Consider the following 22,323-nt stretch of genomic DNA (forward strand, 5'->3'; position numbering starts at 1 on the left):
TGCGGGGCGCCGGCAACCATCCGCCGCCCCGCTCCAGCGCCCCGCTTGGGCGCCACGGTAACGTCCTACAACACCGGGCTTGACCTGCTTACACGCGGTGCGGACCGGCACGGCGATAGTTCGGACATGGGCCATGCGCCACCGATGGGCACCGCCCCCACATCCGCCACAAGAAGGAGCACACCATGAACTACCGCCATCTGCTGACCGCCGCCGCCTGCGTTGCCGCCCTGGGCCTGGCCGGCTGTTCCACCAACCCCACCAACGCACAGATCGGCACCGGCGTCGGTGCGGTGGCAGGCGGCGTGCTGGGCAGCGCCCTGGGCGGCACGGCCGCCACGGTGGGTGGTGCTGCGGCCGGTGCGCTCATCGGCCACGAACTGGGCGAGGACCGCGACCAGCGCCGTCGCTGATCCCGATCCCGCGCGAGGGGGATTCACCGCCCCCTGCGATCACTCCGACCGCCCGCACGGCAACGCGCCGTGCGGGCGGTTCGCTTTCCGCCGATGGACGAAGCACACGGCGGGCAGGCCGGCCCCAAAAGAATCGCTATGCCAGGCCATGCCTCCCGTCATGCTCCGGGCGCCCGTCAGCGCATAGCATGCCCGCTTCTTTTTTCCGCCTGAAAGGAGCTGCCGCCCATGCCCCAACGCCCTCACGTACCGCACGCCGGGAATCCACCTTCACAGGAAGCCGTGAACCGCCGCCGCGCCGCCTTGCAGATCCTCGCGGTGCCGCTGGCCCTGGCTTCGGGCAGCGCCCTGCCCGGCGAAGGTTTCGATGCCTGGGGCGCGGCGGCACCGTCCCGCTTCACGACGCTGGAAGGCAGTCCGCTGCATTACCTGGACCTGGGCCGGGGCCCCGCCGTGCTGCTCGGCCACAGCTATCTGTGGGATGCCTCGATGTGGGCGCCCCAGATCCGGGCGCTGTCGCGGCACTTCCGGGTCATCGTGCCCGAGCTGTGGGGCCACGGCGCATCGGGCCCGTTGCCCGGGAACACGCAAGACCTGCAAGGGCTGGCGGCGCAGATGCTGGCGCTGCTGGACGCGCTGCGGATCCGCGAATGCGCGGTGGTGGGCCTGTCGGTGGGCGGCATGTGGGGCGCCGAGCTGGCGCTGCAGGCGCCCGGGCGGGTGCGCAGCCTCGTGATGATGGACACCTACCTGGGGGCCGAGCCCGAGGCGACGCGCCAGCGCTACTTCGGCATGCTGGATGCGATCGAGGCCGCCGGCCAGATCACGCCGGCCCTGGTGAACGCCATCGTGCCCATCTTCTTCCGCCCCGGCACCGATCCGTCCGCGCCCCGGCCGGCGGCGTTCGCGCGCAGCCTGGCGGCGATGACGGCCGAGCAACTGCGCCAGTCGGTCGTGCCGCTGGGGCGCATCATCTTCGGCCGCGCCGATGCGCTGGACCGCCTGGGCGCGCTCGATCCCCGGACCACGCTGCTGATGGGCGGCGACGAGGACATCCCGCGCCCGCCGCACGAGATGCAGGAGATGGCCGAGGTGATCGGCTGCGAGTCCGTGCTCATCCCGACCGCCGGCCACATCTCCAACCAGGACAATCCGGAGTTCGTCACCCGCCACCTGCTGCACTGGCTGGGCCGCACGATGCGCTGAGAACGTGTCCACGTTCTGAGCGCCGCCGGGCTCAGGCCGCCGGCTTCTGCTGGCGGCCGGCGCGCCAGGCGCCGTAGATCGCGATGAGCCCCGGCACCAGGATCAGCGCCCAGATGATCTTGTCCAGGTTCGCCTGCACCCAGGCGAAATTGCCGAAGAAGTAGCCCGCCGTGCAAATGCCCAGCACCCAGAGCAGCGCGCCGCCCACGTTGAAGGCGGTGAACCGGGCGCGGTTCATCTCGGCCACGCCCGCCACGAACGGCGCGAAGGTGCGGATGAAGGGCATGAAGCGCGCCAGCACGATGGTGATGCCGCCGTAGCGCTCGTAGAACGCATGGGCCTGGTCGAACGCGCGGCGGTTGAACCAGCGCGAATCGGGCCACTGGAACACCTTGGGCCCGAAGTGCCGGCCGATGCTGTAGTTGCACTGGTCGCCCAGGATGGCGGCCACGATCAGCACCGCGCACGCGATGGGATAGCTCATGAGCCCCGCGCCGCACATCGCGCCGACGATGAACAGCAGCGAATCGCCGGGCAGGAAGGGCATGACGACCACGCCCGTCTCCACGAACACGATGATGAACAGCAGCGCGTAGACCCAGGGCCCGTACGCGGCCACGAAGGCCGCGAGGTGCTTGTCCACGTGCAGGATGAAATCGATGAGGAACTGGAGGATTTCCAAGAGAAGGCCTTCGGAAAGGTAACGGCGGATAAACGGGGCCGGGAGCGTGCCCGGCGATGCCCCGGCAAGCCGCGCGGCGGAGCCGGGAATGCGGCGCAACACTCTAACCGCACTGCCTACAATGCCGGCCAATGACCACAGAGCCCGCACCGCGACGCCCCATCCGGGACCTGCCCGACGAACTCATCAGCCAGATCGCCGCGGGCGAAGTGGTGGAGCGGCCCGCCTCGGCGGTGCGCGAACTCGTGGACAACGCGCTCGATGCCGGCGCCACCCAGGTCACGGTGCGGCTGCTGGCCGGCGGCGTGCGCCTCATCGCCGTGGAGGACGACGGCTGCGGCATTCCGTCCGAAGAGCTGGCGACCGCGCTGCGCCGCCACGCCACCAGCAAGATCACGAACCTGCACGACCTGGAGTCCGTCGCCACGATGGGCTTTCGCGGCGAGGCGCTGGCTGCCATCGCCTCGGTCTCGGAGATGGCCCTGCTCTCGCGCACCGACGAGCAGCCCAGCGCCTTCCTGCTCGACGCGCGCAGCGGCGAGCTGCGCCCCGCCGCGCGCGGCCGCGGCACGACGGTGGAGGTGAAGGAGCTGTTCTTCTCCACGCCGGCGCGGCGCAAGTTCCTCAAGTCCGACGCGACGGAGCTGGCCCACTGCATCGAGGCCGTGCGCCGCCACGCGCTCGCGCGGCCCGACGTGGGCTTCGCCATCTGGCACGAGGGCAAGCTCGTGGAGCAATGGCGGGCCACGCTGGCGCGGGGCGATGCCGATGGCGATGGAGGGGCCGAGCCGGGCGGCGCGGCCTATCTGGCGGCGCTCGCGCGGCGCCTGTCCGACGTGCTGGGCGAGGAATTCACCCGCGATTCGGTGCCCGTGCAGCACCGCTCGGGCGCCGTCACCGTCACCGGCCACGCGGGCCTGCCCGACATGGCGCGCTCGCGGGCGGACCACCAGTTCTGCTACGTGAACGGCCGCTTCGTGCGCGACAAGGTGCTCACGCACGCGGCCCGCAGCGCCTACGAGGACGTGCTCCACGGGCAGAAGCAGCCGGTGTACGCGCTCTACGTGGAGATCGATCCGATGCGCGTGGACGTGAACGTGCACCCGACCAAGATCGAGGTGCGCTTCCGCAACAGCCGCGAGGTGCACCAGGCCGTGCGGCACGCCGTCGAGAACGCCCTGGCGGTGCCGCGCGCGCAGGCCCTGGCGGCCGGAGCCGCCGAGGCCGCCCCTGCGGCCTCCCCCGGCGGGGCAGCGGCCTCCCCCGTGGCGCATTCAGTGCCAAAACCCCCTCATGTCGCCGCGTTTGCTGCACAGTCTGCTATACCTTTTGAAGTACGGCCAGGGCACCGCGTCACCGATCTGGAAGCACTCTGGGGTCGGCGCGACGGGGGCGCGCCTGCCGCCACGCAGCCGCAGTGGCAGCCGCAGCCCGCCGAGGCGCCGGCCTGGAGCCCCGCCCCGGCCGCCGTGCACGAGCCGGCCCCCGCGTATGCGGACGCCGCCGGCGCCCCGTCGCCCGCACCCGATGCCGATGCCGATGCCGCAGTGGCTGCAACGGCCACGGCGGCCAGCCCCGCGCCGCCCGACACCTGGCCCCTGGGCCGGGCCGTTGCGCAGATCCACGGCGTGTACATCCTGGCCGAGAACGCCCAGGGCCTGGTGATCGTGGACATGCACGCCGCGCACGAGCGCATCGTGTACGAGCGCCTCAAGGCCCAGGTCGATGCGAGCCAGCGCATCGCCAGCCAGCCGCTGCTGATCCCCGCGACCTTCGCCGCCACCCCGGAGGAAGTCGCCACGGCGGAGGCGCACGCCGACACGCTGGCGACGCTGGGCATGGAGGTGTCGCCCTTCTCGCCCCGCACCCTGGCCGTGCGCGCCGTGCCCACCACGCTCGCGCAGGGCGATGCGGTGGAACTGGCACGCAGCGTGCTTGGCGAGCTGGCGGCGCACGACGCGAGCACCGTGGTGCAGCGCGCGCGCAACGAGATCCTCGGCACCATGGCCTGCCATGGCGCGGTGCGCGCCAACCGGCGCCTGACCCTCGACGAAATGAACGCCCTGCTGCGCCAGATGGAAGTCACCGACCGCTCCGACCAATGCAACCACGGCCGACCCACGTGGCGGCAGCTCTCCATGCGCGAGCTGGACGCGCTGTTCCTGCGCGGCCGCTGAACGCCGTGCCCTGCGCCGCCTCCACACCCTCCACCGGAAAGCCCCCGCCACCATGACCCATCCGCGCCACCGCCGCCCCCGCATGCGCACCACCGGCGTGGCGCACGGCCTCGCGGCCCTCGCCGCCGTCGCGGCGTCCACCCTGCCGGTGCATGCGGGCCGCCCGCTTTCGGTGGACGACGCGGGCGTGAACGCACCGGGCGAGGGCCATGTCGAGCTGTGGTGGGAAGGCGTGCACCACCAGCGCGGCGCGGTGTACGCCGCCCCGGCCTACGCGCCCCAGGCGCTGCCCGGGCTGGAAGTCGGCGCCCTGCTGGCCCGCGACCTGCACGGCCACACCACGCTGAGCGGCATGCTGGCCAAGTGGCAATGGACCCCGGCGCCGGAGCGCGGCTGCCATGCCGCGAGCAGCGCCGGCCTCACCCATGCCTACCGCGAGACCGGCAGCACGCTGGCCCTCACGATGCTCGGCACCTGCATCGCCCCCTGGGGCGCGCTGCATGCCAACCTGGGCGCGCAGCACACGCCCGGGCGGCAGTGGCTGCCCGCCTGGGGCGCCGCGCTGGAATCCACCTGGGGCGCGGTCACCGCGCACATCGAGGCCTTCGGGCAGCGCGGCAGCCCGCCCACCTTCCAGACCGGCGCGCTGTGGGAATGGACGCCGGGCTGGCAGCTCGACGGCATCGTGGGCCGCCGCAAGGGCGAGACACTGCTGAGCCTGGGCGTCAAGCACAGCTTCTGACGCCTGCCGCCGCACCGGCGCGGCGCGGCCCCCTTCCCTCGGATTTGCCATCCGGGAGGGCACACGCCGCGAAGCCGCGCAGCGTGCCGCGGCACGGCGATCACTCGTCGCGCGCGGCCTTGGCCTGGTCGGGGAAGTCCGAGAACACGCCGTCCACGCCCAGCCGGTAGAACAGGCGGTATTCGGCCTTGGGGTCGCCCTTGAAATCCGAGGCCAGGCGGCGGGCCTCGCTGCGGAAGGTGTAGGGGTGCACGAACAGCCCGGCCGCATGCGCGTCGGCCACCACGCGGGTCGGCGCCATCATCACGCGGTCGCGTTCGTCGATCAGGCCGTCGCCGTTGAGGTCGTCGGGCTGGCCGTCGTTGTTGTCGTCCTTGAGCCGCGACGGGATCAGATAGGGCTTCCAGGGGCCGATGCCGTCGGCATAGGTCCTGACCTCGCGCAGGCCCTCGGGCGTGAGCAGGCTGGCGAAGGTGCGCGGGTCGCCGGAGACCGCGAAGTCGTAGGGCCGGCCGTAGGGCGCGGAGAGGTCGATGCTGCCGTCGGGCTTCACGTCGTTGCCGTCCACGAGCTGCACCAGACGCACCGAGGTCCGGGTGCGCAGGTACTTGAGGTTGGACACCTCGAACGACTGCACCATGACCGGCGAGGCCGCCGTGGTATGGCCGTACTGCGACAGCGTGGCGAGCAGCCGGTCTTCGAGCTTCAGGTTCAGGTCGGCGTGGTAGGTGGGGTGCTTGGTCTCGATGTAGACGCCCACGGCGCGGCCCGTGCGGGCGCCCTCGGTGCGGGCGAGGTCCAGCACCTCGGCCAGCGTGGGGATCTGGAAGCGGCCGTTGAAGGACGGGTCGCGCTCGGGCAGCGGCTGGATGGCGCGCAGGGTCTTGATCTCGGCCAGCGTGAAGTCGGAGGCGAACCAGCCCTCTTCCTGCACGCCGTCCACCGTCCTGCGGGTCTTGCGGCTGGCGAACTCGGGGCGCTGGGCGACGTCGGTGGTGGCGGTGATGTTGGGCTCGTGGCGCGCGATGAGCGCGCCGTCCTTCGTGGCGACGAGGTCCGGCTCGATGAAGTCCGCGCCCATCTCGATCGCGCGGCGGTAGCCCTCCAGCGTGTGGTCGGGCAGGTAGCCGGCGGCGCCGCGGTGGCCGATCACGAGGGGCTTGCCGCCGTCCAGGGTAGGCCAGGCGCCGCCGCCGTTGCCTCCGCAGGCCGCCAGGGCCATGCCGGCCGCCAGGGCGGCGAGCCCCGCACGGCAGGTGGCGCCCAGCCGCAGGGCCGGCCGGGTGGTCGTGGCGGGGCAAAGCGGTGATGGCTGTGTCATGGGTCTCTTCTCCTCTCGTTGGTTGTCTCTGCGAAGGCGCCACTCTGGCGACGCCGGATGACAGTGCCGTGACGCCGGCGTGGCACGGCGCAGCGGCCCGCCGCACCGGAACGGGGCCCGGAAAATGATGGCATGCCCCGCCAGCGTGCGCCCCCGTTCGGCGGCGGGGGGCGCGCCCTCCCCGGGCCGCCCCGGTACGCCCCAACAGCAGGGATTCCCCGGGGCATTTCCGCGCTTTCCAGGGTCAACCCGGGCCGGCATGGTGCGTTTTTTGCTGGATGCTCCCCGTCCGGCCGGCGTCGATCGGACGTGCATTGCTACCGAAACAATAGCAAACCACGCAGCACGCATGAGGGGAGCACCGATGAAAACCCACCGAACTTTCCGCGCGCAACCGCACTCTGTCATTCCGATGAAACGCTGGCCCCTCTTCACCACCCTCGCGCTCGCCGTTGCCGTGACGGCGGGCTGTGCCACCCTCGACGCGAAGCAGCGCGAATGGATCTTCCAGCCCAGCGACCGGGCCTGGGGCGGCGCGCAGGCCACCGACGACATGGAAGACGTGTGGATCGCCTTCGATTCGCGCACCACGGGCAAGGCGGAGAAGCTGCACGGGCTGTGGCTGCCCTCGGACCGCGCGGATGCCCCGGTGCTGCTGTACCTGCACGGCGCGCGCTGGAACGTCTCCGGCTCGGCCGGGCGCATGCGGCGGATGAAGGACCTGGGTTTCTCGGTGCTGGCGGTGGACTACCGGGGCTTCGGCCGCAGCAGCCCCACCCTGCCCTCGGAAGCCACGGCGCTGGAGGACGCCCGGGCGGCCTGGGACTGGCTCGCGCAGCGCGCGCCCGACGCGCCGCGCTACATCTTCGGCCATTCGCTGGGCGGCGCCATCGCCATCGACCTCGCGGCCATGGTGCCCGACGAGAAGGGCACCATCGTGGAGGGCACCTTCACCAACATTCCCGAGGTGGTGGCCACCTTCAAGTGGGGCTGGCTGCCGGTCTCCGGGCTCATCACGCAGCGCTTCGAGTCGATCCGCAAGGTGGCCCACATCGGCTCGCCGCTGCTCGTGGTGCACGGCAGCGAGGACAGCCTGATCCCGCCGTCGCTTGGCCGCAGGCTCTACGAGGCCGCACAGGGCCCCAAGCGCTTCGTGCTGGTGGAAGGTGGCACGCACCACAGCACCAACAGCGTGGGCGAGGCGCAGTACCGCGAGGCCCTGGCGGATCTCTTCCGCATCCACCCGGCGCCGGCGGCGCGGGCGCGGCCCGCCGTGCCGGGCGCCTCGGCCTCCATCGCGCCCGCCTGACCGGCCCGCCGGCCGGTCAATCCGCCGGCGCGGACCGCGCGTCGGCGCGCTCCTGCGCCGCCAGGATCTCAGGCAGGTGGCCGCCGATCCAGTCGGCGAGCGCCTGCACCCGCAGCCCCACCTCGCGCCCCAGGGGCGTGAGGCTGTACTCCACGTGCGGGGGAACCACCGGATAGGCCTTGCGCGCCACGAACCCGTCGCGCTCCAGCCACTGCAGCGTCTGCGCGAGCATGCGCTCACTCACGCCGGCCACCTTGCGGCGCAGCTCGCTGAACCGCAGGGTGCCGTCGTGCAGCGCCACCAGCACCAGCACGCCCCAGCGGCTGGTGACGTGCTGCAGGATCTCGCGCGAGGGGCAGGCCGGTGACAGCACGTCGCCCCGGCGCATCAGCTCGGCCAGCGACGTGGGCGGCCCCTCGGTGCAGGCGGCGGGCGGAGGGGGAAGGGACACCGCGGGCGGGGTGGTCGTCATAAGCTTACCTTTTTGTTGGTACTTACGAAAAGTTTGTACTCTTGCTATTGTCGCGCTCCTGTCCACTCTTCACAAGGATTCCGAACATGATCGTCGTCACTGGCGCCTCCGGCCAATTGGGCCGCCTCGTCATCGAAGAACTGCTGCGCAGCGTGCCCGCCGGCGGCATCGTCGCCGCGGTGCGCGATCCCGCCAAGGTGGCGGACTTCGCCGCCCGGGGCGTCGTGGTCCGCCGGGCAGACTACGCCGATGCCGCCTCCTGGGATGCCGCGCTGCAGGGCGCGCGCAAGCTGCTGCTGATCTCGGGCAACGAAATCGGCCAGCGCACGGCCCAGCACCGCACCGTGATCGACGCGGCCCGCCGCGCCGGCGTGCCCCTGCTGGCCTACACCAGCGTGCTGCGCGCGGACCGCTCGCTCCTGGGTCTGGCGCGCGAGCACCATGAGACCGAACAGCTCCTGCAGGCCTCCGGCGTGCCCCACGTGCTGCTGCGCAACGGCTGGTACACCGAGAACTACCTGGCCGGCGTGGGCCCGGCCCTGCAGCACGGCGCGCTGTTCGGCAGCGCCGGCGAGGGCCGCATCGCCTCGGCGGCACGCGCAGACTACGCCGCCGCGGCCGCCGCCGTGCTCACGCAAGATGGCCAGGCCGGCCGCGTGTACGAACTGGCGGGCGACAGCGCCTACACGCTCGCCGACCTCGCCGCCGAGCTCTCCCGCGCAGCGGGCAAGGCCATCCCCTACCGCGACCTGCCCGAGGCCGACTACGCCAAGGCCCTCGAAGGCGCGGGCCTGCCCGGCCCCTTCGCCGCCATCCTGGCGCAGTCCGACGCCGCTGCCGCGCAGGGCGCGCTGTTCGACGAAGGCCGGCAGTTGAGCCAGCTCATCGGCCGCCCGACCACGCCCTGGACGACCCAGGCGGCCGAGGCCGTGCGCGCCATTTCCTGAGCCCCCCTCCCTGAGCCGCCTTCGGCGTCTTCCCCCCGAGGGGGACGACGCCAGCGGCCCGGTCAAGCCACGGCTCTGCGGCATCCGCTGGCATGGCCTGCTCCGCGGCCATCCGCCTCGGCGACCATCGCCGCATTGGGTGAGAGCACCCACCCGCCGGACCCGCTCGGCGAAGTCGATTGCCGCGCAATCACCTGCAGCGGCGCCCCGATCCCATCTCTCTTGCGCTCGCGAGCTTCGGCAAACAGGTTGAACTCCAGGGCGCTGCGGGGTGTGATCGTGCGGTCAGGTAGAGGGTCGTTGTGTGCTCACGGAATGAGCCCGTGGGTTTTGAGAGATCTCCAAATCAACGACTTCGCAAAATACGACGGATATTCGCATGCCTGGACATGGGCAGATTCCATTTTGTCGATCATGTGCGCGCTTTACTACCTGAAATCGACAAAATCATGAAACCTGTTTCCCAGAGCGCAGTATTCAAGCGCGCATCGTCTTCGAAGAACAACGACTCCCAGACGGAATTGCAGCGCACGCAATCCGAGAGCCGTTCAAAATCGGCTCAGTCGCTATCGACAGCCGCACATGCAAGCGGTATTCCGACCACCCGTGGCGAGGCCTCCGGCAAAAGCCACAAGGTTATTTCACCCCGAAACGCGAAGATCCAGAAGTTGTCTTCGCCATCCACCAGCCAACCGATCAAAGAACGTGTCGAAGCAACCGTCGGGAAAATCAGGGGCATTCACGCAAAGATGAAGCCTCGGCTCGATGCCCACAAGGAGCATGTAAGGAATGACCCGAATCGCACGCAAGCCTACATTCCCAATGGACTTGAGCCTTGCGACGAGGTGAATGCATGCCTGGATTCGCTGGTGACGACGTGCAATGAAGATTATTCTTCCGAAGAGGCCAAGGCCGTACAGAAGGAATTGAGCGATATAGCCTCCGATCTCCGGGAGATTTCCAACCTTTCCGAAGGGGAAATGGAACGGGTTGCCCTGGACTACATCTTCGCCGTTTACAAGGACAAAGGCATTCCCGTCCTGGATGCCAACTCGAACACGAAAGAAGACAGAACGGCCCACCTGATGAAGATCGTGTTCGACGTCCCGAACAGCAGCAAGATCGACGGCATACAGGAAAGCCATCAATTCTCGTTCCCGTATCTCGACAACTATGACAAGATGGCAGAGAACGAGTTGCGCCTGTTGACGAAAGACAGCTCGATTCCGGATTTGAAAAACAAGACCATTTCATTCGTCGGCGCCGGCTTCCCCTTGTCCGCCATCATGTACCATATTCATTCGGGGGCGCAGATTCATCTGGTGGATATTGACAAAGGCGCTTGCGAAAGGGCCAAGGCCTTCCTGGATATTTGCGCCAAGGCCAACATCCTCAACCGGGATGATTTCTCCATCACCCAAGGTGATGCCAGCCAGATCAAATACACCCGGAAATCGACCGCCGATATTGCGGCGCAAGCGTCCGAAACCATGGTGGATGCCTCGCGGCACCCGTCAGGGGTCTCAGAACTGCAGAGCGACGTCCTGGTCTTTGCCGCGGCATTGCCCAGCGAAATCAAGGCCGCCGCCTTGAAGAATGTTTCCTCCGGAGGATTGGACGTCATCAATCGGTGCACCTCCGAAACAAACAACCTGCTTTATCCGTCCACCAAGTTGTCTTCTTTGCAGAAGAATTATGGCCTGGAGAATGGCAACCGTGTTTTCACGCCGGAGAAAATCATGTATCCGGAATACGCCTACAGAAACAAGACCTCCATCAATTCGGCGGGCGTTCGGGTCAACAAGAAGGGCGTGCCCGCCATTGAAACCAACAAAATCAACCAGAACACCGCCCAAAAGATTGGCGTCAAAGTAAACACCGAATCCAGGGGCACGGTCATGCATTGAACGGCATTGCACTGAGCCGAGCGGTGTCTGGCCTCCAACCCGGGGGCCAGTGCGTCGATGGCGCTGCCGGGCGCACGTCGACGGGGAGCGATGGCGGGTCGAACATGGTCAGCCGAGGCGGCAGGCCCGCGGCGCTGACGCCGCTGCGCGCGCCCCCCGGAAGATCGCAAACACGTTCCTACGCCGCCCCACCCCCTCATCGGACGGAGCGGGCCGCGCTGGTACGCTCAGGGCATGCCCATTTCCCCGTCCCTGCCGGCGGCGCATGCCGGAGCGCCGGCCATGAGCGCCCGCCCGCCCCCCCTTCCCGCCTACATCGCCCTGGCCGGCCCCACGGCCTCGGGCAAGACGGACGGCGCGCTGGCGCTGGCACGCGCGCTGGCGCCCCGCCAGCCCGTGGAGATCGTCAGCGTGGACTCGGCCCTGGTGTACCGGGGCATGGACGTCGGCACGGCCAAGCCCTCGGCGCAGGAGCTGGCCGCCGTGCCGCACCACCTGATCGACATCCGCGATCCGCTGCAGGCCTACAGCGCGGCGGAGTTCGTGGCCGACACGCAGCGGCTGCTGCGGGACATCCGCGCGCGCGGCGCCCTGCCGCTGCTGGTGGGCGGCACCATGCTGTACTTCAAGGCGCTGTGGGACGGCATCGACGACATGCCCCCGGCCGACGCGGCCGTGCGCGCCCGCATCGAGGCGCAGGCCGCTGCCGAGGGCTGGCCCGCGCTGCACGCCGAGCTGGCGCGCGTGGACCCGGCCACCGCGGCGCGCCTCGCGCCCGCCGACAGCCAGCGCATCCAGCGCGCGCTGGAGGTGTGGCATGTGTCGGGCCAGCCGCTATCGAGCTTCCACACTATCAAAAAGAGAGCAGACAATGCAGCGGATTCGCCGACATGCGTGCTCTTTTCCCTGGAGCCGACCGATCGAGCCTGGCTGCACGAGCGCATCGCGCGGCGCTTCGACGCCATGCTGGAGGGCGGCTTCGTCGAAGAGGTGCGGCGCCTGCGCGCGCGCGGCGACCTGCACCCGGACCTGCCCTCGATGCGCTGCGTGGGCTACCGACAGGCCTGGGAGGCCCTGGACGCGGAGGCCGCCACCGGCACCCTGCCCCTCGCGGCCCTGCGCGAGCGCGGCATCGCCGCCACGCGGCAGCTCGCCAAGCGGCAGATCACCTGGCTGCGCGGCATGCCCTGGCGCCGCGCCATCGCCTGCGATGCGCCCGATGCCACCGGGCAATGGGTGGAAGCCGCGCTGGCGGCGCTGCACGCCGCGCCATGACGCACGCCGCCCACGGGCCCACGCCCTCTGGCACGCCGCTCCTGCAGGCACAGGGGCTCTGCAGGCACTACGGCCCCGGCGCGCCGGTGTTCCAGGACGTGCACCTCGCGGTGCGGGCCGGCGAGTTCGTCGCCATCGTGGGCGAGTCGGGCGTGGGCAAATCCACCCTGCTCAATTGCCTCGCGGGGCTGGACGCCTGGCAGGCCGGCCGCGTGCTGCACGGGGACACCGACCTCGGCACGCTCGATGAGGCCGCGCGCGCCCGCTGGCGGCGCGAGCACGTGGGCTTCGTGTTCCAGGCCTTCCACGTGCTGCCGCACCTGGACGTGGCGCAGAACGTGGCCCTGCCGCTGATGCTGCTGGGCCGGCACGATCCCGCGCGCGTGGAGCACATGCTGCAGGCCGTGGGGCTGGAGGGGCTGGGCGCGCGCCTGCCCCGGCAACTGAGCGGCGGCCAGCTCCAGCGCGTGGCCATCGCGCGGGCGCTGGCGCACCGCCCCGGCCTGCTGCTGGCCGACGAGCCCACGGGCAATCTCGACCCCTCCACGGCCGGGCGCGTGATGGACCTGCTGGTGGCGCAGACGCGCACGCACGGCGCGGCCCTGGTGCTGGTCACGCATTCACCCGCAGCGGCGGCGCGCGCCGACCGGGTGCTGCGCCTCACCGCCCGGGGCATCGCCGACGCCGCGGCACCGGCGGACTGAGCGCGCCCCCCCTCGCGCCATGCTCGCCCTTCTGCGCACCTTCTCCTGGCAGGAACTGCGCCACCACCCGTGGCGCGCAGCGGCGGCCGTGGTGTCGGTGATGCTGGGCGTGGCGCTCGCGTTCGCGGTGCACGTGATCCATGCCTCGGCGCTGTCGGAGTTCTCCCAGGCCGTGCGCGCGGCCAGCGGCCAGCCCGACCTGCAACTGCGCGCGGCCCAGGGCCCCCTGCCCGAGGCGCTCTACGGCCGGGTGGCCACGCACCCCCTGGTGTTGCGCGCGGGCCCGCTGCTGGAGGTCACGGTGCAGGCCACGGCCCCCGGTGCCGACCCGGCCCGCGCGGCCCCCGTCGCGCTGCGCGTGCTGGGCGCCGATCCGCTGCTGCTGCCCGCCATGGCCCCGGAGCTGGTCCCGCGCGCCTTTCCTGGCGCCGGGCGCCTGGCCATGCTGTCGCCCGGCACGCTGTTCCTCAACGCGGCGGCGCTGCAGGCCCTCGGGCTGGAGGGCGGCCGGCGCGCCGCGCTGCGGCTGCGCAGCGGGCTCGCGGTGCTCGATGCCGAGGTGGCGGGCAGCGTGGCCGCGGGCGGCCCCGCGCTCGCGGTGATGGACATCGGCGCCGCGCAGGACCTGTTCGGCCGCGGGGGTACGCTGAGCCGCATCGACGTGCAGTTGCGCCCCGGCCAGGGCGTGGAGGCGTTCCAGGCCGCCCTGCCGGCCCTGCTGCAGGGGATGGGCGCGGCCCCGCAGGTCGCGGTGGTGCGCCCGCAGGACGCCGCGCAGCGCACGGACCAGCTCTCGCGCGCCTACCGCGTGAACCTGACCGTGCTGGCGCTGGTCGCGCTGTTCACGGGGGCCTATCTCGTCTTTTCGGTGCTGGCGCTCAGCGTGGCGCAGCGCGCACCGCAGTTCGCGCTGTTGGCGGTGCTGGGCGCCCCGCCCCGCGCGCGCCGCGCGCTGGTGCTGGCCGAATCGGCCGCGCTGGGGCTGGCGGGCAGCGCGGCCGGCATCGCCCTGGGCACGGCGCTGGCGGCCCTGGCCCTGCGCCAGCTGGGCGGCGACCTGGGCGGGGGCTACTTCGCCGGCGTGCAAACGCCGCTGCACTGGAGCCCGGGCGCAGCGCTGCTCTACGGCGCACTGGGCGTAGCGGCCGCGCTGGCCGGCGGATGGTGGCCCGCCCGCGCGGCGGAGCAGCTGCCCCCGGCGCAAACCCTCAAGGGGCTGGGCGCGGCCTGGGGCACGGGGCCGCGCCTGGGCCCGGCCGCGCTGGCGGTCGCCGCGGGCGGCGCGCTCGCGCTCCTGCCGCCGGTGGCCGGTATCCCGCTGGGGGCCTATCTGTCCGTCGCCTTGCTGCTGGTGGGCGGCATCGGCCTGCTGCCGGCCGCCGTGGAGATCCTGCTCGCCGGGCTGGCGCGCCGCGCGGCCCGCAGGCCGCTCGCCCTGCTGGCCCTGGAGCGCGCGCGCCGCATGCGCGGCATGGCGGCCGTGGCGGTGGGCGGCGTGGTGGCCAGCCTCAGCCTGGCCGTGGCGCTGACGGTGATGGTGGACAGCTTCCGAGGCTCCGTCATGCAGTGGCTGGACGCGGTGCTGCCCGCACCGCTCTACGTGCGCGCGGCCGGCGCGGCCGGCGCGGCGGGCGACGACGGTGCCGCGTTCCCGCCCGGCTGGGACGCCGCGGTGGCCCGCCTGCCCGGCGTGGAGCGCGCCGAGGGCCTGCGCGCGGGCAGCCTGCTGCTCGACCCGGCGCGGCCGGCGGTGGCCCTGCTGGCGCGCCCCTTGGGTGGCTCAGGTGGCGCGGGTGGCGGCGCGTCGCACTCGCTGCCCCTGGTGCAGGGCCCCCTGCCCGTGCCGGATGGCCGCGTGGGCCTCTATGTGAGCGAGGCCGTGCTCGACCTCTACGGCGTGCGCCCCGGCGGCGACTGGCCCGCGCTTTCGCAGGCATTTCGGCCGCTTGTCGTTGATTCCACTGCGCCGACAGCTACGTTTTTCATAGCAGGCGTCTGGCGCGACTATGTGCGCCAGTTCGGCGCCGTCGCCCTGGAGCGCGCCGACTACATCCGCCTGACCGGCGACGCCCGCATCAGCGATCTGGCCGTGTGGCCCGCGCCCGGCACGGACGAATCCGCCCTGCGCGCAGCCATCGGGCAGGAGGCGGCGCGGCTGGCGGACACGGGCCCGGCGCCGCCGGCGCTGGAATTCAGCACGGCCCGCGCGATCCGCGAACGCTCGCTGGCCCTCTTCGACCGCAGCTTCGCAGTCACGTACTGGCTGCAGGCCGTGGCGATCGGCATCGGGCTGTTCGGCGTGGCCGCGAGCTTCAGCGCCCAGGTGCTGGCGCGGCGCAAGGAATTCGGGCTGCTGGCCCACCTGGGGCTCACGCGCGCGCAGGTGCTGGCGGTGGTGGCCGGCGAAGGCGCCGCCTGGACCGCCGTGGGCGCCGTGGCCGGAACGGCGCTGGGGCTGGCCGTCTCGGCGGTCTTGGTCCACGTGGTGAACCCGCAGAGCTTCCACTGGACCATGGACCTGCGCATCCCCGCGGCCCGCCTGCTCGCGCTGTGCGCGGCCGTGGTGCTCACCGGAAGCCTGGCCGCGTGGCTTTCCGGCCACGCGGCGGGCCGGCGCGACGCGGTTCTGGCAGTTAAAGAAGACTGGTAAGCGGAATACCGTAACAAAATATAGTGGTTTCGCTTTATGTTCTAGCAAAATAGAACAATTGCAAACGAATGGGCCAAGACCATGAAAGAGAGGGGATGGCCACGCAAGCGTTAGCGCATTGCGCCTTGCAAGTCATCAACAAGCCATCGGACCGAGGCAACCAGAAGCCCGGCCGAAAGAGGAGGTTTACCAATGCTTCGACAATCCCTGCGCTGGCTGGCCGGTGCGGCCCTGGCCGCGGCCCTGTGCGGCCCCGTTGCCGCACAGTGGGTCACTCCCCCGGGCAGCTCGCTCGACGTGCCCCCCGGCGGCGCCATCGACATCGCCTGCACCTCGCTGGACATGCAGGGCACCCTCAACATGAACGGCGGCACGCTGAACGTGGACTCCTCCGCCACCTTCGGCTCCGGGGCCACCGTGACGGGCTCGAACGGCACCATCTCCGTGGGGGGCGACCTCATCCTCTCGGGCCCGCTGGACGCCGGCAACAACACGCTGGTGCTGCGCGACGGATGCGATCCCGGCAACACCACCCAGCTCAGCGGCACGCTGGTCGTGCAGAACCTCGTGCTGCAGAGCACCACCGGCCGTGCCTTCGTGCTGCCAGCCGGCGCGAACATCACCGTGCTGGGCACCCTCACCCTGCAAGGCACCTCGACCCAGCCGGTGCAACTGGCCTCCGCCAGCGGCACGGCCGTGATCAACCTCGGCCCGAGCGCCACGGTCACCCGCACCTTCGCGTCCGTGCCCTCCTCGGTCCAGATCGGCGCCGCCACCTCCACGGTCATCTCGATCCCCACCCTCAGCGAATACGGTCTGATGCTGCTGTCGCTGCTCCTCGGTGCGGCGATGTACTGGACGCGGCGCGATCCCGCCGCCGCGCGGGCCGCCCTGGCGCGCCTGCGGCGCTGACCCTCCACACGTCCACCCCCGCTTCATTCCCATTCAGCCATTCACACCAAGAGAGAGGGCCACAACATGTCCAATAAGAATCGCGGCTATCGCCAGTGGATCGTTCCCGCACTGAGCTCCGTCCTTGCCCTGCACGCCGCGGGCGTGCTGGCGGCGGACGTCACCGTCACCCCGCCCAGCGGCGGCGGCTTCGTCGTCAAGGGCCAGGGCGGGCAGGAGCGACTGCGCGTGCAGGGCACGGGCGAGGTCTATGTGCCGGGCCTGCCCTCCACCTCCAACAACAGCAACCTGGCGTGCTATGACAGCTCCACCGGGCAACTGACGAAATGCGCGCCGGGCGTGGGCAACGGCGCGACGGGTGCTACCGGGGCCACGGGCGCCACCGGGGCCACGGGGGCGACCGGCGTGACCGGCGCCACGGGGGTGACCGGCGCCACGGGTGTGACGGGCGCCACCGGCCCGACCGGCGCCACGGGCGTCACCGGAGCGACCGGGCCCACCGGCGCCAGCGGCACGGGGGCCACGGGCGCGACGGGTGCCACCGGACCCACGGGCTCCACGGGAGTGACCGGCGCCACGGGTCCCACGGGCTCCCAGGGCATCCAGGGTGTGACCGGCGCGACGGGCGCCACCGGGGCGACCGGCGCAACGGGCCCGACCGGCGCGACGGGTGCCACCGGCACGACGGGTGCCACGGGTGCGACGGGCAGCGTGGGTTCCCTGACCACCAACTCCAGCTCGACGAGCTGCGGCAGCAGCGGAAACGTGACGGTCACCGCCTCCTGCAGCAGCGGCAATGTCGTGTCGGGCGGCTGCTCGGCATCGAGTCCCACGTTCAACACCGTGGGCAGCACCCTGCGCAATGGCACCACTGCCTGGACCTGCGTGTACGCCTGCACGGACGCATCGCAGGTCACGGCACTGGCTTACTGTCAGTGATGGCTCCACCGGCGTCCCTCCCGGGTCCGTCGGTCCCTCACCCCATCGCGGAGCCCTCCATCTTGGGCCGCCCCCGCGTCTGCCTCAGCATGATCGTGAAGAACGAGGCACCGGTGATCACCCGGTGCCTCGCTTCGGTGCGCCCCTTCATCGACCACTGGGTCATCGTGGACACGGGCTCCGATGACGGCACGCAGCAGGTCATCCGCGACTTCATGCAGGGCGTGCCGGGCAGCCTCCATGAGCGGCCGTGGAAGAACTTCGCGCACAACCGCAACGAGGCGCTGGAGCTGGCGCGCCCGCAGGCGGACTACCTGCTCTTCATCGACGCGGACGAACAGCTGCGCACGACCGAGGGCTTCGCATGGCCCGCGCTCGCGGCCGACGGCTACCTGTTCACCTGCCGCATGAACGACTGCGAGTACCAGCGCAACAGCATGGTGGCCACGCGCGTGGACTGGCGGTGGGAGGGCGTGCTGCACGAATACCTCACCGCGCCCGCGCACGGCGGCTGGCAGGTGCTGCCGGGCCCGGCCATCGACGTTTCGCACGACGGCGCGCGGGGCCGCGATCCGCAGACCTACCTGCGCGACATCGCCGTGCTGGAAGAAGCCCTGCGCCAGGATCCCCACAACACGCGCTACGCGTTCTATCTGGCCCAGAGCCTGCGCGATGCCGGCCGGCTGGAGGCCTCGCGCAGCGCCTACCGCCACCGCGCCGCGATGGGTGGCTGGGACGAGGAATGCTGGTACTCCGCCTTCCAGGTGGCCGCGCTCACCGAGCGCCTGGACGCCCCGGCGCCGGAAGTGCGCGAGGCCTACCTGGCGGCCTACGCCCTGCGCCCCACCCGGGCGGAGTCGCTGTGCGAGCTGGCCCGCTACCACCGCCTGCGGTCGGAGTTCGCCCTGGCGCACCTCTATGCCCAGCAGGCCGCGCGCATTCCCCGGCCCGCCGACATCCTGTTCGTGGACGCCTCCGTGTACGAGTGGCGGGCCCTCGACGAGCTGACCGTGAGCGCCTTCTACGCCCACGCGCTGGAGCAGGGCCGCGAGGCCCTGCAGAGGCTGCTGAGCGAACGCCGCTTCCCGGCCAGCGAGGCCGCGCGCATCGAGGCCAACCGGCCGTTCTTCGGCCTGTGACGCGCGCGGGCGGCGGATCGGCGCGGGGCGCCGGCGAAGGCCTGCGATACTCGCCGGCATGACCGCGCCCCTCCCTTCCCGCACGCCGTCGCCCGGCACCCGCTGGCTGCACAACGCCATCGCGCGCATCGAGGCCGACTACCAGCGCAGCGCCGACACGCACCTGATCCCGCTGAACCTTCCCGCGTACGCGGCGCACGGCATCGACCTCTACCTCAAGGACGAATCCACCCACCCCACCGGCAGCCTCAAGCACCGGCTCGCGCGCTCGCTGTTCCTCTACGCGCTGTGCAACGGCTGGGTGCACGAGGGCTCCACCATCGTCGAGTCCTCCAGCGGCTCCACCGCCGTGAGCGAGGCGTACTTCGCGCGGCTGCTGGGCCTGCCCTTCGTGGCCGTGATGCCGCGCAGCACGTCGGCGGAGAAGGTGGCGCTGATCGAGTTCCACGGGGGCCAGTGCCATTTCGTCGGCAGCGCGGCCCAGGTGTACGAAGCCGCGCGCGACATCGCCGCCGAGACGGGCGGCCACTACATGGACCAGTTCACCTACGCGGAGCGGGCCACCGACTGGCGGGGCAACAACAACATCGCCGAAAGCATGTTCACGCAGATGCGGCGCGAGCGCCACCCGGTGCCGCGCTGGATCGTGGTGGGCGCCGGCACGGGGGGCACCAGCGCCACCATCGGCCGCTACATCCGCTTCCAGCAGCACGCCACGCAGGTCTGCGTGGCCGACCCCGCCGGCTCGGTGTTCAGTGCCTACCACCGCACGGGCAACGCGACCCTCACGGCCTCGGGCTCGCGCATCGAGGGCATCGGCCGCCCGCGCGTGGAGCCCAGCTTCATCCGCACGCTGGTGGACCGCATGGAGGACGTGGCCGACGCGGAGTCGGTGTCCGCCATGCAGGTGCTGTCCGGGTTGCTGGGCCGGCGCGTGGGCCCGTCCACGGGCACCAATTTCGTGGCCATGCTGCGCCTGGCGCGCGAGATGCGCGAGCACGGCGCGCAGGGCTCCATCCTCTCGCTGCTGTGCGATTCGGGTGAGCGCTACCTGCCCACGTACTTCGACGAGGCCTGGGTCGCCGCCACCCTGGGCGACTGCGGCGCGGCCCGCGCCGGCATCCAGGCGCTCCTGGACGCCTGACGCACGCCCGGCCGCCCTCCGGCACCGCCGCCATGCCCCCGCTGCCGCCACACGCGACGCGCCGCGCCTGGCTGGCCGCCGCGATGGCGACCTGCGGCCTGCCGGCGGCGGCGCTGCCCGCACGCACCCTCGCCTTTCCGCGCGACCACGGCAGCCATCCGGAACTGCGCACCGAGTGGTGGTACCTCACCGGCCATGCGCAGGCCGGCGGGCAGGACTGGGGCTTCCAGATCACCTTCTTCCGCGCACGGGTGGACGAGGCGCGGTCGCTGCGCTCGGCCTTCGCCGCCCGGCAGCTGATCTTCGCGCACGCGGCGCTCACCGATGTGCGCGGCCGCAGGCTCCACCACGACCAGCGCATCGCGCGCGAAGGCTTCGGCGTGGCCGGCGCGGCGCAGGCCGACACCGCCGTACACATCGGCGACTGGTCCCTCACGCGCACGGACACCGGCCCCGGCGGCGGCCACAGCCGCTACACCGCCCGCATCCCCGCGGACGGTTTCGTGCTGGACCTGCAATTCGACAGCACGCAGCCGCCGATCCTGCAGGGCCGGGACGGCCTCTCGCGCAAGGGGCCGCAGCCCGAGCAGGCGAGCTACTACTACAGCCAGCCCCAACTCACGGTGCGCGGCGGCATCGCGCTGCGGGAGCGCCGCTTCGCGATCCCGGCGGCCGGCGACGGCCCGGCCGCGCGGCCCGCCCGCGCCTGGCTGGACCACGAGTGGAGCGAGGCCCTGATGCACCCCGAGGCCGTGGGCTGGGACTGGATCGGCATGAACCTGGAGGGCGGCGGCGCGCTCACGGCCTTCCGGCTGCGCCGCGGCGACGGCACGGCCCTGTGGGCGGGCGGCTCGTTCCGCGCGGAAGGGGGTGCTCCGCTGCAGGGGTTCGGCGATGCGAGCTCGGTGGCATTCACGCCCGCGCGGCACTGGACCAGCCCGCGCACCGGTGCCCGCTATCCCGTGGCCTGGCGCATCGAGACGCCCGCTGGGCGCTTCGAGGTCGAGGCCCTGGTCGATGACCAGGAGCTGGACAGCAGCGGCTCCACAGGCGCCGTCTACTGGGAAGGCCTGAGCGCCCTGCGCGATGCCGCCGGCCGGGAGGTGGGGCGTGGCTACCTCGAACTTACGGGCTACGCGGGCGCGCTGCGCCTGTGATGCCGCACGCGGCAGGCTTTTGAACGGTCAGAGACTTGTCAGTCGATGGCCGTGGAGCATGCCCCGAGACACAAAGAACCCAAGGGGAGTTCGATCCGTTCGCGGCACCTGGACAGGCCGAGCCCCTCCCCTCCGAAGGCCGCGGAGCAGGCCACGCCAGCAGACGCCGCGGAACGGGCTCCGCCCGGCCGCCAGCGTCGTCCCCCTGGGGGGATGGCGCCGCAGGCGACTCAGGGGGGATTCACTTCCGGATTCTTGCGATGATCTCGCCCATGATCCCGCGGCGGAACGCCAGCACGCACACGACGAAGATCAGGCCCGTGACGATGGTCACCGACTCGCCCAGCGTGCGGAACCATTCCACGCCCGTGAGCGCGGCCAGCAGGTTGCCGAACTCGCCGATCTTGTTCTCCAGCAGTACCACCACGGCCGAGCCCGCCAGCGGCCCCGAGAGCGTGCCCAGGCCGCCCACCAGCGTCATCAGGATCACCTGGCCCGAGGCCGTCCAGTGCACGTCCGAGAGCGTGGCGAAGCCCAGCACCAGGGTCTTGAGCGCGCCCGCCAGCCCCGCGAGGGCCGCCGAGATCACGAAGGCCAGCAGCTTGAAGCGCTGCGTGTCGTAGCCCAGGGACACCGCGCGCGGCTCGTTCTCCTTGATGCCCTTGAGCACCTGCCCGAAGGGCGAATGGATGGTGCGCACGATGAGCAGGAACGCGGCCACGACGACGGCCAGGGTCACGTAATACATCACGAGGTCGCTGGAGAGGTCCAGCACGCCGAAGAGCTTGCCGCGCGGCACGCCCTGCAGCCCGTCCTCGCCGCCGGTGAATGGCGCCTGCAGGCAGGCAAAGAACAGCATCTGCGCGAGCGCCAGCGTGATCATCGAGAAATAGATGCCCTGGCGGCGGATGGCGAGCCAGCCGAATAGCAGCCCCAGCAGCGCGCCGCCGGCCGTGCCCAGCAGCAGGCCCACCTCGGGCGTGAGCCCCCACACCTTGATCGCGTGGCCGGTGACGTAGGCCGCGCCCCCCAGGAAGGCCGCGTGCCCGAAGGACAGCAGCCCGGTGTAGCCCAGCAGCAGGTTGAAGGCCGAGGCGAAGAGCGCGAAGCACAGCAGCTTCATCACGAAGACGGGATACGCGCCGAGGAACGGCGCGGCCAGCAGGCCCAGAAGCAGGAGGCCGTAGCCGGCGGTGGCAAGGGTTTTGTGGCGCATGCGTGCGGCCC

General features: G+C 71.4%; 19 protein-coding genes. 15 read left to right on the forward strand and 4 right to left on the reverse strand.

The window, feature by feature from the left end:
• The first annotated feature begins 185 nt into the window (after positions 1-185).
• Positions 186-413, forward strand: a complete 228-nt coding sequence (locus AX018_RS10125) for a YMGG-like glycine zipper-containing protein (protein WP_111877165.1) — start codon at positions 186-188, stop codon at positions 411-413.
• 228 nt (positions 414-641) lie between these two features.
• On the forward strand, positions 642-1,619 hold the full coding sequence (locus AX018_RS10130) for an alpha/beta fold hydrolase (protein WP_111877166.1): 978 nt from the start codon (positions 642-644) through the stop codon (positions 1,617-1,619).
• Positions 1,620-1,650: 31 nt separating this feature from the next.
• Here the strand turns inward: AX018_RS10130 and AX018_RS10135 are convergent, their stop codons facing one another.
• Positions 1,651-2,301 (reverse strand): DedA family protein, encoded by a 651-nt coding sequence (locus tag AX018_RS10135; protein WP_111877167.1) that lies wholly within the window; start codon positions 2,299-2,301, stop codon positions 1,651-1,653.
• 131 nt (positions 2,302-2,432) lie between these two features.
• On the opposite strand from AX018_RS10135, the gene mutL reads away from it, so the two are divergent.
• Together mutL and AX018_RS10145 are read left to right on the forward strand one after the other, a co-directional pair.
• Entirely contained in the window at positions 2,433-4,478 is a 2,046-nt protein-coding gene (mutL, locus tag AX018_RS10140; protein ID WP_111877168.1) for a DNA mismatch repair endonuclease MutL, read from the forward strand.
• 52 nt (positions 4,479-4,530) lie between these two features.
• The gene (locus tag AX018_RS10145; RefSeq protein ID WP_111877169.1) at positions 4,531-5,220 is read left to right on the forward strand and encodes a PA4824 family protein; all 690 of its coding nucleotides are present in this window, start codon (positions 4,531-4,533) and stop codon (positions 5,218-5,220) included.
• Positions 5,221-5,320: 100 nt separating this feature from the next.
• Here the strand turns inward: AX018_RS10145 and AX018_RS10150 are convergent, their stop codons facing one another.
• The gene (locus tag AX018_RS10150; protein ID WP_111877218.1) at positions 5,321-6,442 is read right to left on the reverse strand and encodes a glycerophosphodiester phosphodiesterase; all 1,122 of its coding nucleotides are present in this window, start codon (positions 6,440-6,442) and stop codon (positions 5,321-5,323) included.
• 511 nt (positions 6,443-6,953) lie between these two features.
• Between AX018_RS10150 and AX018_RS10155 the strand changes: the two genes are divergently transcribed.
• Positions 6,954-7,850: an alpha/beta hydrolase gene (locus tag AX018_RS10155; protein WP_111877170.1), complete on the forward strand. Its 897-nt coding sequence runs from the start codon at positions 6,954-6,956 to the stop codon at positions 7,848-7,850.
• A 16-nt stretch (positions 7,851-7,866) separates the two neighbouring features.
• Here the strand turns inward: AX018_RS10155 and AX018_RS10160 are convergent, their stop codons facing one another.
• Complete coding sequence (locus tag AX018_RS10160) at positions 7,867-8,322, reverse strand: winged helix-turn-helix transcriptional regulator (RefSeq protein WP_111877171.1); 456 nt, start codon at positions 8,320-8,322, stop codon at positions 7,867-7,869.
• An 86-nt stretch (positions 8,323-8,408) separates the two neighbouring features.
• On the opposite strand from AX018_RS10160, the gene AX018_RS10165 reads away from it, so the two are divergent.
• From AX018_RS10165 to AX018_RS10210, 10 genes are all read left to right on the forward strand, one after another.
• On the forward strand, positions 8,409-9,269 hold the full coding sequence (locus AX018_RS10165) for an SDR family oxidoreductase (RefSeq protein WP_111877172.1): 861 nt from the start codon (positions 8,409-8,411) through the stop codon (positions 9,267-9,269).
• 389 nt (positions 9,270-9,658) lie between these two features.
• Positions 9,659-11,176: a class I SAM-dependent methyltransferase gene (locus AX018_RS24745; RefSeq protein ID WP_170146226.1), complete on the forward strand. Its 1,518-nt coding sequence runs from the start codon at positions 9,659-9,661 to the stop codon at positions 11,174-11,176.
• 282 nt (positions 11,177-11,458) lie between these two features.
• On the forward strand, positions 11,459-12,451 hold the full coding sequence (gene miaA, locus AX018_RS10175) for a tRNA (adenosine(37)-N6)-dimethylallyltransferase MiaA (protein WP_245951503.1): 993 nt from the start codon (positions 11,459-11,461) through the stop codon (positions 12,449-12,451).
• Positions 12,448-13,155: an ABC transporter ATP-binding protein gene (locus AX018_RS10180; RefSeq protein WP_111877219.1), complete on the forward strand. Its 708-nt coding sequence runs from the start codon at positions 12,448-12,450 to the stop codon at positions 13,153-13,155. The genes miaA and AX018_RS10180 overlap by 4 nt, the downstream gene beginning before the upstream one ends.
• A 19-nt stretch (positions 13,156-13,174) precedes the next feature.
• On the forward strand, positions 13,175-15,805 hold the full coding sequence (locus tag AX018_RS10185) for an ABC transporter permease (RefSeq protein ID WP_111877175.1): 2,631 nt from the start codon (positions 13,175-13,177) through the stop codon (positions 15,803-15,805).
• 192 nt (positions 15,806-15,997) lie between these two features.
• Entirely contained in the window at positions 15,998-16,717 is a 720-nt protein-coding gene (locus tag AX018_RS10190; protein ID WP_111877176.1) for an IPTL-CTERM sorting domain-containing protein, read from the forward strand.
• Between the two features lie 66 nt (positions 16,718-16,783).
• Positions 16,784-17,656: a collagen-like protein gene (locus AX018_RS10195; RefSeq protein WP_111877177.1), complete on the forward strand. Its 873-nt coding sequence runs from the start codon at positions 16,784-16,786 to the stop codon at positions 17,654-17,656.
• 89 nt (positions 17,657-17,745) lie between these two features.
• Positions 17,746-18,795, forward strand: coding sequence for a tetratricopeptide repeat-containing glycosyltransferase (locus AX018_RS10200; protein WP_245951506.1), 1,050 nt, complete (start codon positions 17,746-17,748; stop codon positions 18,793-18,795).
• A gap of 58 nt (positions 18,796-18,853) precedes the next feature.
• Positions 18,854-19,939 carry a PLP-dependent cysteine synthase family protein gene (locus tag AX018_RS10205; RefSeq protein WP_111877179.1) on the forward strand — a complete coding sequence of 362 codons (1,086 nt, stop codon included), beginning with the start codon at positions 18,854-18,856 and terminating at the stop codon, positions 19,937-19,939.
• A 32-nt stretch (positions 19,940-19,971) separates the two neighbouring features.
• A complete protein-coding gene (locus AX018_RS10210) occupies positions 19,972-21,096 on the forward strand; it encodes a lipocalin-like domain-containing protein (protein ID WP_111877180.1) in 1,125 nt (374 codons plus the stop codon).
• Between the two features lie 241 nt (positions 21,097-21,337).
• Here the strand turns inward: AX018_RS10210 and AX018_RS10215 are convergent, their stop codons facing one another.
• Positions 21,338-22,312: a branched-chain amino acid ABC transporter permease gene (locus tag AX018_RS10215; protein ID WP_111877181.1), complete on the reverse strand. Its 975-nt coding sequence runs from the start codon at positions 22,310-22,312 to the stop codon at positions 21,338-21,340.
• Positions 22,313-22,323 lie beyond the last annotated feature (11 nt).

Source organism: Paracidovorax anthurii (assembly GCF_003269065.1).
In the GTDB taxonomy this organism is placed as follows: Bacteria; Pseudomonadota; Gammaproteobacteria; order Burkholderiales; family Burkholderiaceae_C; genus Paracidovorax; species Paracidovorax anthurii.

What these genes read in the sequence shown, in the direction of transcription:
- AX018_RS10125 (WP_111877165.1), top strand. Translation starts at nt 186, where the DNA reads ATGAACTACCGCCATCTGCTGACCGCCGCCGCCTGCGTTGCCGCCCTG.
- AX018_RS10130 (WP_111877166.1), top strand. Translation starts at nt 642, where the DNA reads ATGCCCCAACGCCCTCACGTACCGCACGCCGGGAATCCACCTTCACAG.
- mutL (WP_111877168.1), top strand. Translation starts at nt 2,433, where the DNA reads ATGACCACAGAGCCCGCACCGCGACGCCCCATCCGGGACCTGCCCGAC.
- AX018_RS10145 (WP_111877169.1), top strand. Translation starts at nt 4,531, where the DNA reads ATGACCCATCCGCGCCACCGCCGCCCCCGCATGCGCACCACCGGCGTG.
- AX018_RS10150 (WP_111877218.1), bottom strand. Translation starts at nt 6,442, where the DNA reads ATGGCCCTGGCGGCCTGCGGAGGCAACGGCGGCGGCGCCTGGCCTACC.
- AX018_RS10155 (WP_111877170.1), top strand. Translation starts at nt 6,954, where the DNA reads ATGAAACGCTGGCCCCTCTTCACCACCCTCGCGCTCGCCGTTGCCGTG.
- AX018_RS10160 (WP_111877171.1), bottom strand. Translation starts at nt 8,322, where the DNA reads ATGACGACCACCCCGCCCGCGGTGTCCCTTCCCCCTCCGCCCGCCGCC.
- AX018_RS10165 (WP_111877172.1), top strand. Translation starts at nt 8,409, where the DNA reads ATGATCGTCGTCACTGGCGCCTCCGGCCAATTGGGCCGCCTCGTCATC.
- AX018_RS24745 (WP_170146226.1), top strand. Translation starts at nt 9,659, where the DNA reads ATGGGCAGATTCCATTTTGTCGATCATGTGCGCGCTTTACTACCTGAA.
- miaA (WP_245951503.1), top strand. Translation starts at nt 11,459, where the DNA reads ATGAGCGCCCGCCCGCCCCCCCTTCCCGCCTACATCGCCCTGGCCGGC.
- AX018_RS10180 (WP_111877219.1), top strand. Translation starts at nt 12,448, where the DNA reads ATGACGCACGCCGCCCACGGGCCCACGCCCTCTGGCACGCCGCTCCTG.
- AX018_RS10185 (WP_111877175.1), top strand. Translation starts at nt 13,175, where the DNA reads ATGCTCGCCCTTCTGCGCACCTTCTCCTGGCAGGAACTGCGCCACCAC.
- AX018_RS10190 (WP_111877176.1), top strand. Translation starts at nt 15,998, where the DNA reads ATGCTTCGACAATCCCTGCGCTGGCTGGCCGGTGCGGCCCTGGCCGCG.
- AX018_RS10195 (WP_111877177.1), top strand. Translation starts at nt 16,784, where the DNA reads ATGTCCAATAAGAATCGCGGCTATCGCCAGTGGATCGTTCCCGCACTG.
- AX018_RS10200 (WP_245951506.1), top strand. Translation starts at nt 17,746, where the DNA reads ATGATCGTGAAGAACGAGGCACCGGTGATCACCCGGTGCCTCGCTTCG.
- AX018_RS10205 (WP_111877179.1), top strand. Translation starts at nt 18,854, where the DNA reads ATGACCGCGCCCCTCCCTTCCCGCACGCCGTCGCCCGGCACCCGCTGG.
- AX018_RS10210 (WP_111877180.1), top strand. Translation starts at nt 19,972, where the DNA reads ATGCCCCCGCTGCCGCCACACGCGACGCGCCGCGCCTGGCTGGCCGCC.
- AX018_RS10215 (WP_111877181.1), bottom strand. Translation starts at nt 22,312, where the DNA reads ATGCGCCACAAAACCCTTGCCACCGCCGGCTACGGCCTCCTGCTTCTG.